This is a genomic window from Candidatus Electronema sp. PJ, assembly GCF_048287395.1.
In the GTDB taxonomy this organism is placed as follows: Bacteria; Desulfobacterota; Desulfobulbia; order Desulfobulbales; family Desulfobulbaceae; genus Electronema.
This window is the reverse complement of the sequence record NZ_JBLWEO010000066.1, coordinates 15,865-28,480: the sequence shown is the minus strand read 5'-3', so window position 1 is coordinate 28,480 and position 12,616 is coordinate 15,865. Positions and strand designations below refer to the sequence as shown.

General features: G+C 52.4%; 16 protein-coding genes. 3 read left to right on the top strand and 13 right to left on the bottom strand.

Features of this window, described 5'->3' with window-relative positions:
• Positions 1-139, top strand: a 139-nt coding sequence (locus tag ACNKIB_RS10975) for a transposase (RefSeq protein ID WP_417910599.1), incomplete at its 5' end; no start/stop codon positions are given.
• Positions 140-251: 112 nt separating this feature from the next.
• On the opposite strand, the gene ACNKIB_RS10970 is transcribed toward ACNKIB_RS10975, so the two are convergent.
• The 4 genes from ACNKIB_RS10970 to ACNKIB_RS10955 all read right to left on the bottom strand — a co-directional run bounded on the left by ACNKIB_RS10970 (position 252) and on the right by ACNKIB_RS10955 (position 1,504).
• On the bottom strand, positions 252-431 hold the full coding sequence (locus ACNKIB_RS10970; protein ID WP_417910598.1) for a hypothetical protein: 180 nt from the start codon (positions 429-431) through the stop codon (positions 252-254).
• Positions 432-470: 39 nt separating this feature from the next.
• The gene (locus ACNKIB_RS10965) at positions 471-665 is read right to left on the bottom strand and encodes a DUF3987 domain-containing protein (RefSeq protein ID WP_417910597.1); all 195 of its coding nucleotides are present in this window, start codon (positions 663-665) and stop codon (positions 471-473) included.
• The gene (locus tag ACNKIB_RS10960; protein WP_417910596.1) at positions 662-1,081 is read right to left on the bottom strand and encodes a DUF3987 domain-containing protein; all 420 of its coding nucleotides are present in this window, start codon (positions 1,079-1,081) and stop codon (positions 662-664) included. Before ACNKIB_RS10960 ends, ACNKIB_RS10965 begins: the two co-directional genes overlap by 4 nt.
• Before the next feature lie 147 nt (positions 1,082-1,228).
• Complete coding sequence (locus ACNKIB_RS10955) at positions 1,229-1,504, bottom strand: hypothetical protein (protein WP_417910595.1); 276 nt, start codon at positions 1,502-1,504, stop codon at positions 1,229-1,231.
• A gap of 217 nt (positions 1,505-1,721) precedes the next feature.
• On the opposite strand from ACNKIB_RS10955, the gene ACNKIB_RS10950 reads away from it, so the two are divergent.
• Positions 1,722-2,234 carry a hypothetical protein gene (locus ACNKIB_RS10950; protein WP_417910594.1) on the top strand — a complete coding sequence of 171 codons (513 nt, stop codon included), beginning with the start codon at positions 1,722-1,724 and terminating at the stop codon, positions 2,232-2,234.
• A gap of 316 nt (positions 2,235-2,550) precedes the next feature.
• On the opposite strand, the gene ACNKIB_RS10945 is transcribed toward ACNKIB_RS10950, so the two are convergent.
• The 9 genes from ACNKIB_RS10945 to ACNKIB_RS10905 all read right to left on the bottom strand — a co-directional run bounded on the left by ACNKIB_RS10945 (position 2,551) and on the right by ACNKIB_RS10905 (position 12,195).
• The gene (locus ACNKIB_RS10945) at positions 2,551-2,814 is read right to left on the bottom strand and encodes a tyrosine-type recombinase/integrase (RefSeq protein ID WP_417910593.1); all 264 of its coding nucleotides are present in this window, start codon (positions 2,812-2,814) and stop codon (positions 2,551-2,553) included.
• Positions 2,815-2,834: 20 nt separating this feature from the next.
• A complete protein-coding gene (locus ACNKIB_RS10940; protein WP_417910592.1) occupies positions 2,835-3,992 on the bottom strand; it encodes a tyrosine-type recombinase/integrase in 1,158 nt (385 codons plus the stop codon).
• A gap of 760 nt (positions 3,993-4,752) precedes the next feature.
• Positions 4,753-5,334 (bottom strand): hypothetical protein, encoded by a 582-nt coding sequence (locus ACNKIB_RS10935; RefSeq protein WP_417910591.1) that lies wholly within the window; start codon positions 5,332-5,334, stop codon positions 4,753-4,755.
• Positions 5,335-5,365: 31 nt separating this feature from the next.
• Positions 5,366-6,901, bottom strand: a complete 1,536-nt coding sequence (gene gpmI / locus ACNKIB_RS10930) for a 2,3-bisphosphoglycerate-independent phosphoglycerate mutase (RefSeq protein ID WP_417910590.1) — start codon at positions 6,899-6,901, stop codon at positions 5,366-5,368.
• Positions 6,898-7,305 (bottom strand): ribosome silencing factor, encoded by a 408-nt coding sequence (gene rsfS, locus ACNKIB_RS10925; protein WP_417910589.1) that lies wholly within the window; start codon positions 7,303-7,305, stop codon positions 6,898-6,900. The genes gpmI and rsfS overlap by 4 nt, the downstream gene beginning before the upstream one ends.
• Before the next feature lie 77 nt (positions 7,306-7,382).
• Positions 7,383-8,024, bottom strand: a complete 642-nt coding sequence (locus tag ACNKIB_RS10920) for a DUF3226 domain-containing protein (protein WP_417910588.1) — start codon at positions 8,022-8,024, stop codon at positions 7,383-7,385.
• A 1-nt stretch (position 8,025) separates the two neighbouring features.
• On the bottom strand, positions 8,026-9,165 hold the full coding sequence (locus tag ACNKIB_RS10915) for an AAA family ATPase (protein WP_417910587.1): 1,140 nt from the start codon (positions 9,163-9,165) through the stop codon (positions 8,026-8,028).
• A gap of 56 nt (positions 9,166-9,221) precedes the next feature.
• A complete protein-coding gene (locus ACNKIB_RS10910) occupies positions 9,222-11,699 on the bottom strand; it encodes a DNA topoisomerase III (RefSeq protein WP_417910586.1) in 2,478 nt (825 codons plus the stop codon).
• A 31-nt stretch (positions 11,700-11,730) separates the two neighbouring features.
• Entirely contained in the window at positions 11,731-12,195 is a 465-nt protein-coding gene (locus tag ACNKIB_RS10905; RefSeq protein ID WP_417910585.1) for a hypothetical protein, read from the bottom strand.
• A gap of 43 nt (positions 12,196-12,238) precedes the next feature.
• Between ACNKIB_RS10905 and ACNKIB_RS10900 the strand changes: the two genes are divergently transcribed.
• A complete protein-coding gene (locus ACNKIB_RS10900) occupies positions 12,239-12,427 on the top strand; it encodes a hypothetical protein (protein WP_417910584.1) in 189 nt (62 codons plus the stop codon).
• The last annotated feature ends 189 nt before the right edge of the window (positions 12,428-12,616 follow it).

Here is a 12,616-nt window from a genome sequence, read left to right as displayed (position 1 = left end):
ATGTGGACATGAACTTGAATTCCTGCCACCTTACTCTCCTGATCTTAATCCGATTGAGCATAAATGGGCGCAGGCAAAAGCTCTCAGAAAAAAATATCGATGCTCGGTTGAGGAGCTTTTTCAGAACGATATAATATGATCTTTTTATATCGCTACAGCTATAGCAAAAGGTTAGCAAGCAGATATTTAGCAATATCAGCAACGTTAGCAGGTTTAGCGACTTTAGCAGCGTTTTTGCCTCTGCAAAAGAATCAGTCCGCCAAAAAGCTGCTGTCTGATTCCGGGTGAACCTCCCACCATTCGCGGCTTTTATTTCCGCTCTGGCAGGTGACAGCAGGCTTTTTCTCTCCTGCCGCAAGCTGCGGCTCCAGCAGGTGGTTGTGCGCCTTCAGCGTCTCCACCGCCTTTCGCGCCGTTCCTGCCGAGCGCACCGGTACATGTCCGGCAAGGCGGCTGTCTTCAGCCCGCTCTCATGAATCCAGCGCAGCACCCTTTCCGCATCCAGCAGATGCGCCGCAAATCCGCAGGGCCTCATCCAGATACCATGCCATAGCTTCAACGCCATACTGCATGGCCCAAGCCTCAACCTTAACTGCTGCCGGGTCTTCAAAGAGCTGCACTGTGCCAGCTATCCGGGCCGCGTGTTCCGCCGCCTTGTTCGTCACAGCCCGCGCACCGGCTCAAGGGTCTGCTTCGGGCCTGTTTCCGCCTCAACCTGATTGTAGAATTCCACCCATGCCTGCTTTGCCTCATGGCTCAAAGTCATTGCAGGCGGCTGCAATTCCTGCTTGTTGCTGTGGGCAAGCAAAGCCTCGATACGCTCATGAAGACGTTGCACTCCTACTGTCTCAAGGACATTGACCGCGCTGTATGCCCTGCCGCCCGCCGTGCTTGTCGGCCATGCGGCCAGCATCCGGGAGCCAAGGCCCTGATCCCGCAGAATGGGATTGCTGAAGAACTCCAGCCCCACCTTGTCCTGCATCATCAGATGCACAGCCAGCCGCCGCCCGCGCAGGCTGCTGGCCCCGTCCATAGCCCGGATTCTGTCCACCGGCGCGCCGTCATAGTATGCGACAGGCATGGCTGACATCCTGACAACAACAGGTTGTTCTTTATCAAAAGAGACAACCGCACACCTTGATAAATGCAGGTTGCTTGAGAATCAAAAGGGATCCCTTTCGCATGTCAAAATGGCAGCCTTTTGACTCTGCAAAACCCATGCTGTTTTTCAGACGGTCGAGGCAAAAATCAGGGCCTTGCTGTGGCGGCAGATGCCGTGCGCTATGGCTTGGTTTTGCTTCAGTCCTTGCAGGAAGGCTCCAAACTGCGCCGGAGCAAGGGTGACTGTTTCCGCCCGCCCCTTGCTCATCCGGCATTCAGAGGCATCTTTGACAAGCTCGCCGTCCGCCAGCTTCATGCGCTTGGTCAGAATGCCCTTGTCTTTGGTGAACAGGGTGAAGGAAATACGCTCCTGCTTCCCACCTGTGTTTTCCGCCAGACTCATGCTGCCGCCCTCCTTTTATCCTTTGACATTGAGGAAAGAGCAGAGTAAACAGAGAATAACCTTGTCCGGCTGCTGAAATGCACGCATTTGCATGGTACGAATGCGATGGGGCGTGTGCAGGGGAACCGGCAGGGCGGGGGGTGCTTTGCTCTCACTGATCTCTATTTGCATTCTCAACTTATTTTGTCGAATTTCAATTATAAGGAGAATCAACGCAATGGAGTATAAAAATGAACTGTTACGTGATGCTCTAGAAGGCTATCAGAAAGAATATCAAGAACTTTTTGAAGTATGGAAAAATTTGGAGGGAAAAGCGCAAGGGGTCATAACAGTATCTGGAATTTTTTTAGCAGCAATGTTTGCTTTTATTCATAAGCTTTCGAAGCCTGTTGAACGCTATGAGCAATATTTGCTTACAATTTCTGTAATTTTGCTCGTTCTCAGTGTTGTTTCAGCATTGTGTGCACAGAGGCTTCGTGACGTTTATAAAGCTCCTTACGGCGAGCAATTAGGAGAGGTAGTTGAAGGTCTATTGAATCTTGACGATATATCTTCTGATATATCGTCTCGTTATTTATCTGAGCGGAATATCCTTTGGAAGGACGTAAATTCAAATATTCGTTCCGCTAATAAGGAAAAAGCAAAAAGCTTGCTGGCTTCGCAGCTTCTGTTAGTTTTGTCAATTTTATGTTTTGTCGTTTATACATCAATTAAAATATGGGGTATCTAACTATGTCTGAGCAAATAAGAAAATGTATCAAATGTAATAGGAATGCTGAAGATGGAGGACTATTCTGTAGATATCATCGCCCTTCCCCTGACATTCATACACGAAGTCGTTCTTCCCACGGTGAAGGATCCTTCCGTAGCATACCAGACGGAAGAGTCACAATACATAGGAAGAAAAATGATACAGATAATAAGAAGAAAAATGATTAATAGTTAGCACCCTGCCCAGCTTCTGCATTCATGCCCCGCGATACATCACGGGGCTGTTATCGGCTGTCCCTCCGGGACAAGGAAGGAAGCCCCTCTTTGATTGAGTATCAGCACATCTGTTCCGTGGAAGATTGGGCATATTCCATCTCCTGCAATAGATTTCCCCGCCATTGCATCAACTCGCGCCGCTGCTCCAAATATTTGCTTCTATGATAGGCGGCTCGCACCTTGTTGCGCTGCTCATGGGCAAGGGCCTTTTCAATCACGTCGCCGTCAAAGCCTTTCTCGTTCGCCATAGTGGAGAAGACCGCCCGGAAGCCATGCACAGTGGCTTTTGAATGGTAGCTCATGCGGTACAGGGCATAGAGCATGGTGTTTTCCGAAAGCGGCTTCAGGCCGTCCCTGCTGTAAAGCCTGCCGCCTGCTCCATCATCACCCGCAAGGCCGCCTGCGTTCCATCCGGGGCAAGGTGGCTGTAACGTTCCGTCAAGGCAATGGTGGAGTGCCCCAGTATCTCTTTCACCGTGATCAGCGGCTGCACCAGCCAAGACGCGCAGGTGTGGCGGCAGGAATGAAACACCAGCCTGCTTTTCGCATCGCTGACCCCGGCATTCAGCCCCAGCTCATCCACCACCCGGCCAAAGGTTTTGCTCATGCTCTTCCGCCTGCCGCCGTCTGGGAAAACCAAGGCATCGCCGCCGCTCCGGGCGCGTTCCTCGAACATAGCATGAACCGCGCCAGTCATCGGTACCACTCTGTCTTTGCCTGATTTGGTCTCTGTCAGCACCACCTGCCTGTGGACAAGATCAACCCTGCGCCATTCCAGCCCGAATATTTCCCCGGCCCGCAGGCCGCAATGCAAAGAGAGCAGCGTCATGTCATGCACATTCCGGCTTCTCTCCTTCAACAGCTTCAGCAGCTTCTCAGCTTCAGCATGAGAGAAGAAACGCAGCCGCCGGTTCTCAACCTTGGGCCTCTCCTGTCTGGCAAGCTGAGTCACAGGATTCAGGCCGCTGTAGTAGCCATTTTTGACAGCATGGCCGACCACCATTCTCACCGCAGCCAGCGCATATTGAACCGTCCGGGCGGATTTGCCTGCGCTGCTCATAGATTGGATAATCTTTCTGATATGCTGCTCTTCCAGCTTGGCAACAGGCACCTGCACTATGGCTGGGAGTATCCATTTTTCATGCAGGATTCTTTCCGGCTTCAGTGTTGATTCCTTCTTTGTCTGTTCGGGGAGATAGTGCCTGCTGAAATAGATGCTGTAGGTGACTGCCTTGCGCTCTTCTTCCTGCTGTTGCGCCCATGCTGCTTGCTCGAATTTTCTTTTAGCCTCCCTTTTTCCAGAAAGCCTTGTCTCTCCTTGTCCCGTCTTGGCGGCCTGCTTCAGCTCCGCCAGTTTCAGAGCCGCTTTTTCAGCCGTCCAGCCTTCGCTTGCCCAGCCCAGCCCCTCTTCTTTCCGCTTGCCGTCCGCCTGATAGCGGATTAAAAAATAACGGTCGGGCTTGATTCCATGCTTGCGGGTGGCGTGTTCCCTTGTGCGCACCCCCCGGAAATTTCGTGCTCTGATATTGCGACATGACTTTTTTGCCCCCATCCTGCCCCCATTTTTTGCGTTATGACAGGTGGGGGCAGATGATTTCTTATGAACATAAGATAGCAGTCAACAGGCTGAAAGTCAATAGATAATCAAGAGAGACGTGAAGGTGTGAGAAAGCAAGTGAAGGTGTGAATAAATTGACTCTTAATCAATTGGTCGAAGGTTCGAATCCTTCACAGCCCACCAGAAAATTCAAGGAGTTGGCCTTTACCAGGTTAACTCCTTTTTTATTTTGCTAGGACAACTGGGCAGATTAGAGTCTGTTATGAACGTAAAATTATTAGACTTCTTGCAGGAGTCAACAATCAGGTTGCAGCGGAGAGCGAACCGGTTTCATCTGTTGCGATGTTTTTTACATAGCCTTGAGTTAATATTCCTTTCTTGCTCTTTTGCCAAGCAGTTCTCCTCGGCAAAAGAGGAGTTCTGCCGACTTGGCAAGAAGTTGTAGTCGGCAGAAAAGGAGTCTTACCGAGTACCAAAGGAGTTTTGGTGAGCCGCAAAGGAATCCTACCGACTAGGAAAGGAGTTTTAGTCGGCCAAACTCCTTTGTTACTCACCAGGAAAGCAGTTTGGCCAAGCCGAACTCCTCTTTTGCCTAGGAGAACTCCTTTGCAAATGATCTGTACTCTTCTCTTGCTTATTTGAACTTCACTTCAACCTGCTTGCTCCTTACTGTAAATCCTTTTTTTTGACTTATGCAGGAGATCTAGTCTGCCGCTCTCTTTATTTTCTCGAAAAGAGCTGCCAAGTTATTAAGACGCTCTCTTGCAGAGAAAGATGACTGCTGAAGCTGCATGTAGTTCAGAGTCTTTTCGTGAAATATCTCCAAGTTCTTTCTCAAGTTGTTCTTGAATTCAGTTTGCCTTTTTGCATTCTTTAGGCGTTCTTCCCTAGGCTCCATCCTGTTCCTTTCTGCGCGAAGATGTTGTATCTCTAGGTGTAGCTCAACGATATGAGTATTGACATACTCATCTATATCTGGAGAAAAGATAAATTGCATTCCAGCAATTTCAGCGCGAAGCTTATTGCTAGCCTCAAACGGCCTACATTCACATTCTTCATCAGCTTCAATGCTTAGATAAGTGGTTGAGAATACAAATTTTACAACGGCATCAAACTGTTTATAACGCCTCTCAAACAGTTCATGCCTGAGCCGCGCTTCCTCTATCCGTCTTTGGTTGAAAGCAATATACAGCCCAGCGACAGCGATAGTCGGGGTGAGCAACGCAGCAAGATAGTCAACACAATCTTTCTTGACTGAGATGTTCAGCAGATTCTCGAAAGGCATTTTTTGTCACCAAGCAGTCCTGCTCCCTCCGTTATTGTGCGATCAAATTTTCCCCTTCCATATCCACCGGCTGCTCCAGCCCCAGCAGGTGCATCAAAGTCGGGGCAATGTCCTTCAGCGCGCCGCCGCTCTTCAGGCTGCGGCCTTTGTGCTTGTCGCTGACGAGGATGAAAGGCACCGGGTTGAGGGTGTGCGCGGTGTGCGGCCCGCCAGTCTCCGGGTTGACCATCATTTCGGCGTTGCCGTGGTCGGCGGTGACGACAAGGATGCCGCCCAGCTCGTGCAGCCGCTTGGCGATGCGGCCAAGGCAGCGGTCAACAGTCCCGCAGGCCCGCACTGCCGCTGCCAAGACTCCGGTATGGCCAACCATGTCGCTGTTGGCAAAATTGAGGATGATCAGCTCATGGCTGGGTTCGGCCAAAGCCTCCAGCAGGCGGTCGGTGACTTCGTTCGCACTCATTGACGGCTTGAGGTCGTAGGTGGCCACGTCGCGGGGCGATTCGACCAGAATGCGCTCTTCGCCGGGGAACGGCTCCTCGCGCCCGCCGTTGAAGAAATAGGTGACATGCGCGTATTTCTCGGTCTCGGCAATGCGCAGCTGGCGCAGCCCGGCCTTGCTCACCTCTTCGCCAAGAATGCGGCTGAGGTTCTGCGGCGGAAAAGCAACCGGGAACGGGAACTCCGCCTCGTATTCCGTCATCGTCACCAATTCGAGCAACTTGGGTCTGCCGCTGACATCGAAGCCCTTGAAGTCGGCATCAAGGAAGGCGTGGCACAGCTCGCGCACTCGGTCGGCGCGGAAGTTGAAGAAAACCACCGCATCGCCGTCCTCAATCCGGCCTGCCTTGTCCAGCACGGTCGGCTGAATGAACTCGTCGGTTTCCCCGCGAGCATAGGCCGCTTCTACCGCTTGCAGCGGGTCGCTTGCAGACAAACCTTGCCCGCCGACCATCGCCCGCCACGCCTTCTCGACCCGATCCCAGCGCGTGTCTCTGTCCATCGCCCAGTAGCGGCCAGAGACCGTTGCCACCTGGCCGCAGCCAGTTTGCTTGATAATTGCCAAGAGCTGCCGCATGTAATCCGCGCCGCTGCTCGGCGGTGTGTCGCGCCCGTCCATGAAGCAGTGAATCTTGGCCTCGATCTTGCGGGCTGCGGCCATTTCCAGCAGCGCAGCCAAGTGGCTGAGATGCGAATGCACGCCGCCATCCGAGAGCAGGCCGCAGAAATGCACCCGGCTGCCAGCGGCCTGCGCCTTGTCGAGCACCGCTGTTAGGGCGGGATTCTTGGAAAATTCTCCCAGCGCAATGGCCCGGCTGATGCGGGTGTAGTCCTGATAGACCACCCGGCCCGCGCCGATGTTGAGATGGCCAACCTCGGAGTTGCCCATCTGTCCTTCCGGCAAGCCGACCGCGCCGTTGTGCGCAGTCAGCGTGGTGCAAGGATACTCGGCGGCCCATCTGTCCATATTCGGAGTCAGGGCCATAGCCACCGCGTTAGTCGGAGAAGCCGGAGCCACGCCCCAGCCGTCGAGAATCGCCAAGACCACAGGCCGTCCTGCTGCTATCATTCTTCTTCCTCCGGCTCGGCAACGCCCAAATCCTCTTTCAAATCCAAGCGGGGCGCATCGTGCCACAAGCCTTCGAGGTCATAGAACGCCCGCTGCTCTTTGTAAAAAATATGCACCACCGCGTCGCCAAAGTCGAGCAGCACCCAGAGGCCCTCTTGCAGACCCTCGGCGTGCTGGCTGCTCACCCGCTTGGAGTTCAGCTCCGCCTCGATGGTCTCCGCCAACGCCTGCACATGGCGGGTCGAGCGGCCGCTCATGATGACGAAATAATCGGTGAAGGAGGATTGGCCGCGCACATCAAGCACGATCAGCTCTTCCGCCTTGGTGTCCAAGGCGATGCGGGCGCAGACAGCGGCCAGCTCTTGGCCGCCGCATTCTTGGTATTCTTTTTTCAGTTGTCGCATATCATCTGTTGATGAGAGATTGTAGCGTTCAAAACGCTGAAACAGCTTTTGGGGACGGTTAATTTGAGAAACTCATTTTAAACTTCAAACAATTTCCTGAACCACTGCATGAACACTGCCGCTTGTGGCGAGGCAGGCGACAGAATGCGTTCCATTATTGCCTGATGAATCTGTCGTCCCGGCGGATTCTGCCACGCCAGCCACGTGTGAATCTTCGCTTTGTCGCTATGGCAGTCTTTGAAGCAAGCTCCTTGCGCTTTGGCCTGCTGGCAGCTTTGTTGAGAAAAATCCCACAATGCCTCTCCGCCTTCGGGTAGAAGGACTTGCAGAAAGGTTTCCAGCATTCCCCGTTGCTGGTTGTCCGGCATCATCCAGATGCCGAGCTTGACTTCGCCGGGATGAATCAGGCCAGTTGCAGGAAGCTGTTGTGGAATGTCAGGATATATTTCGATCAGGCAGTTGCGGATACTCTGCCAGCGGTCAGCTGGACAATCATCCGCATCAAGAATGATGCCGATAATCTTTAAGTTTTCCCGTGTCTTAATCTGAATATTGATTTCTTCTTTATCCAGCAGCTTCTCTACGCTGCCCAATGGCTTAATCTCGACAATCCATTCTTCTTTCTTTTCTCCCCATTTTACGCCATTCGCTTCGACAAGCTGAGGAATAACCCGCTTATCTTCTTCACCTTCAACCAAGAGCAATTTTGTTTGAACCATTTCAGCGCACCTCAAGCTCTCGGTTCAAGGCAAGGTGCATTTCCCGATTGGTAAAGGTCGTCGCCTGTTTTTTATCTTTGTTAATCCGATGAATGCGAATTGGCATGTCTGCAAATTCGTCTTCAACGGCATTGTCAGCCAGCGTTTCCCAGTAATCTCTGCTGTGCGTTGTGGCGAAGACCTGCACATTGAGTTTTTTTGCGGTGGTACAAAATATTTTCCATATTTTTGACATCACGGAATGATGCAATCCGGTGTCTATTTCGTCAATCAGCAATGTGCCGTTTTTGGCTTCGACAAGGGACAAGATAATACTCAGCAAATGCCAGATTCCGTCCCCAAAACTGCCAATATGAATCCTGTTTTCCCATTTCTTACTTTTAACGAGGATGCCGCCACGAGAGGTGTTTCTTGAAGAGGAACCGCTTTCGTTGTACGAGGCTAACCGAATAATGTCTGGATCAAAAATCCTGACAGCATCCAGCACTAAATCTTCTTCTGGTGTTAAAACTATTCTGTCGAACCTCTCTACTATTTCCTTCGGCGATGATGAGGAAGCATATATGAACTCAGAACTTACATTATTCTTCTCCTCTTTTTTGAAAAAAGTACCTGGGATTGATACGTTTTCAGGGATATTAATCAACCCTTTGTGTTCGCTGATATATAAATCCTGAAAGCCTCCTAAGTTTCCTCTGCTCCACTCGACACGAAGTTGATAATACCCCGAAACTCCTGTTGTTGAATCGAACAATCCCGTTCCTTCAGCCGGTTTCATGTAAACTGAAAGAGTTTCAGTCTGACTGTCATGCGCAATGATGGAAAACTTAGATTGCGGGGTCAGTTGAAATCCATAAAAAAGTCCGCATAAATCACCATATCGTGCTTGATGGCCACCTTCTGTTGCAGCGGAAACTTGTTCACCTCTATGCAGAAGCACAGCAGAAAGACTGTGCTCGCTACCTCGCCGCTTCAGGAGATGAAGTGCTTCCAAAACCGAAGTCTTTCCACAATTATTCGTGCCAACCAGCAGATTGACCTGCCCGACATCCTCAATTTTATATTCAGAGAACCCTCTGAAATTCTTTATCTCAAGCTGTGTTATCATTGTAAGCACCTCAGAAAAACTTTTCGTTCCCATGCTCCTGCATGGGAACGCCCATTTCCCGCTACGCTGCCAGCACAATATCCGCCTTGCTACTCTTCTTCTCCGCCGCCCTTAGCTTTCGTCTTTCTCAGCGGAAATTCAAAAGTCACTTTGCCCTTTGCATCCATAAGCAAATAAGCATCAAAGGGCCGTTTCTTTTTGGAGATGAAGCCCTTGATCAGCTCTGTCTTGCCCTGCGTCAGCAATTGCCTGACATGCTCCACGCTGATGGCACGCTCCAATATGGTTTTGCCAATGCGCAGCCCTTGCTTCTGGTCGCCGTCCAAGGCCGAGGCAGACAGATAGGCCATCGGCGTTTCAAAAACCGGGGTTTTATCAACCGGCGAGAGGCCGAGCGGCTCCTGCTCCTTGATGGCTCCCAGATCGAGATTGTCGGTAGAGTCCGGGAATTGGAATGTCACCTTGCCGTCTTGGAGCACGACCGAGGCGGTGAAGGGCTTGCCAGCCTTGGAGCGGAAATCGCTGTGCGGGCCGACAGTCTCGCCTTTCAGCAGGCGGACAATCTCTTCCTCGCGCATCACCCGTCCGCCCAGCACTTTGCGGACGCGCAGCCTGCGGTCTTCTGACTCGTAGGCGTTGGCGGTGGCAAAGAAGCGTCTGCCGTCCAGCGGCGAGAAAGGAGCCTCTGTCCGCGCAGCCTCCGGCTCAGTGCCTTCTTTGACCTTGCCGACTATCTTGGCCGTCTGCTCGCGGATTTCCCGCATGAACTGCTCGCGGGTCATGCTGCCTTTGAGTATCTGATTCAGCTTATACTCCCATTCTCCAGTCAGTTCCGGCGAGGCTAAAACGTCAATGTCCCGCGCCTCAAGCAAGGCGATCAGCTCAAAGGCCTTGCCGGTCGGCACTAAATCCTTCAGCTCGCGGACAACGTACTTCTCGGTCAGCAGCTTTTCAATGATTGCTGCCCGCGTGGCAGGTGTGCCGAGGCCGCGTTCCTTCATCGCCTCTGCAAGCTCCTCGTCCTCGACTAATTTGCCAGAATGCTCCATTGCCGAAAGCAAGGTGGCCTCGTTGTAGCGGGGCGGCGGTTTGGTCACTAATTTTTTCTGCTCAATCTCGGCGCAGACAGCGGCAGTCTTTTTCGGCAGCGGCTCCAAGGTTTTCGCCTCGCCTGCTGCGGCCTCAGCCCCGTAAACCGCCTTCCAGCCAGCTTCGACCAGGATTTTTCCCTCAGTGATAAAGGTTTCACCCTCAACAACGGACAGGCGGCGGGTCTGGGCAAAGACAGCGGACGGAAAGAAGACGGCCAAGAACCGCTGCACGATCATCTGATAAATCTTCAGCTCTGCCTCGTCCAAGCTGTTGGGCAGATTGACCGTGGGAATCAGGGCAAAGTGGTCGCTGATTTTCTTATTATTAAAGACTCGCTTGTTCTTCGCATTTTTATCCGGCCAGCCTTTTTCCAAAGCCTCGGCGGCAAAACGGCCCAGCTGCCACTGTTGCTGCCGGGCCATGACCTCATTCACCTGCGGCAGATAATCTTCCGGCAGGCAGGAGCTGTCCGTTCGCGGGTAGGTGATCAGCTTGTGCTGCTCGTACAGGGCCTGAGCAAGGCTGAGGGTGTTTTTTGCCGAAAAGCCAAAGCGGGAGTTGGCCTCGCGCTGCAAGGTCGTCAGGTCATAGAGCATGGGCGGAGCCTGACTGCTCTTCTTGCTCTCCTCCGAAACCTTGGCTGGCTGGCCAGCGCATTTTTCAGCAATGGCCTTGGCCCGCGCTTCCTCCCAGATGCGCTTCTTGTTGCCGTCCGGGTCTTCCTGGTCTTTTTTGAAAGCGGCATCAATCCACACGCCCGGATACTTTACCGAGCCGCATTCAAACTGGGCGTGCAGCTCCCAATAATCCTTGGGAATAAAGGCCAGCCGTTCCTGCTCGCGCTTGACGAGGAGCGAGAGGGTCGGGGTCTGCACCCTGCCGCAAGGAGTCTTGCTGAAGCCGCCGTGGCGCGAATTGTAGCAGGTCAGGGCGCGGGTGGCGTTGATGCCGATCAGCCAGTCCGCCTCAGAGCGGCAGAGCGCGGCGTGCTCCAGCGGCACCATTTCCTTGTCGTCGCGGAGCTGGCGCAGGCCGTCCTTGATCGCGTCCAGCGTCATGGACTGGAGCCAGAGGCGGCGCACGGTTTTATCCTTGGGCGGCTTGGGAAAAACCTGGCGGAAGATGTATTTGAAGATCAGCTCGCCCTCGCGGCCCGCATCGCAGGCGTTGACAATCACATCCACGTCCTTGCGCTTGAGCAGCTTGCTGAGAACAGAGAACTGCGGCTTGGCATCAGGCAGCACGGTGAGGGGAAAAATCTCCGGCAGGATAGGCAGCGTCTCCAAATCCCAGCGTTGCAGGGCCGGGTCAATCTCCTCCGGGAAGCCAATGGTGACCAAATGGCCGAGGGCAAAGGAGACGATGCAGTCGCCGCCTTCAAAATGCGTCTTCTGCCGGTCAAAGCTGCCAGGCAGGGCCTTGACAATGTCAGCGGCCACGCTGGGCTTTTCGGCGATGATGAGGGTTTTTGCCATATTTGTTTTCTATAGTGCGTCGTGACCGGAATTAAGACAATGCCGGCAGCTCTTTTTCAATTTCATCGGTGCTGAATCGTGCAAGCAGAAGGCGATGTGCCGCTGTGCGTTCTCCCTTGTCATACCATTTTTTCTCACTATTTGGATAGCCAATCCCGGCAGCATGAATTACTGGAACGACCTTATAATTCTTTTTCTGAAGGTAAGAAAGCAGACTTTTCCCGCCCATCTTTTCAGTAAGGCGAATGTTGCATTGGTAGTCGCTGCCAAAATCAAATTCTGTTTCTTCGGTTAGATCAAGCGCGTCTTTTCCCATCAAGAGAATAATGCTTCCTGGCTCAACCTTTTCCTCGATCCTTTTTACCCAGCAACAGAGGCAGCGTTCTGCCAGCCCCCTGATCTTCAGATTGTTTTTCAATAGTTCTGTAACGTCTGTCGCTTTTGAGCCGCCATTCTTGCTGATCACGCATAGCATTTGCGTCATGAGCAAGCTCATTGAACTGCCTGCAAGCGCGCCGCCTTGCGTTGATTCCTCAAAGATGGCCTCGTTCCTGATGCCGATGCTCTTGAATATCTTTTTGATGCCATTCCGCATCGTCGGCGTGTTGAATGTGTTGGCAACAGTCGCCTTCTGGAAAGACGTGCGCTGCAAATCTTCAGCAAAGGCAATGGCTGCATCTGGAGCAACGCAAAATCCAGACAGGACAATATTGGCTTTCACTTCCTGAACAGCTCCTGATTGCCGACAGGGCTGCAAAACATCAAATTGGCCTGATCGTTGACGTGCGCCAATCGTTTCTCTTGTATGATCTGCTTGATGGGTTCAAATTTGTCAACTTTTAAAACACCAATGTCTGATTTTGCCAGAGTGCCGTCGCAAATGCACATAATTCACCTCAATCATCGGTTCGCGGTCA